Below are 411 nucleotides of genomic sequence, written 5' to 3' on the forward strand. Positions count from 1 at the left end.
CTCTGTGGCTCTGTGGCTCTGTGGCTCTGTGGCTCTGTGGCTCTGTGGCTCTGTGGCTCTGTGGCTCTGTGGCTCTGTGGCTCTGTGACTCTGTGACTCTGTGACTCTGTGACTCTGTGACTCTGTGACTCTGTGACTACTGTGACTACTGTGACTACTGTGACTACTGTGACTACTGTGACTACTGTGACTACTGTGACTACTGTGTAATTCAGCGTACCGTGACCGGTCATTTCGATTCATCGCGACCGCCTGTTTCGGCTGATCGTGACCGACAATTTCAACTGATGGTGACCGATCGAAGTCGAACCACACCTCCAGTATCGAGGGCAGCTGCAAAGCGGTCACGATGACCAAAACAGCCGGCCACGATCACTGAAATACACAGCTCCCTGGCTCCCTGGCTCCCTC

This window comes from Granulosicoccus sp. 3-233, assembly GCF_052681095.1.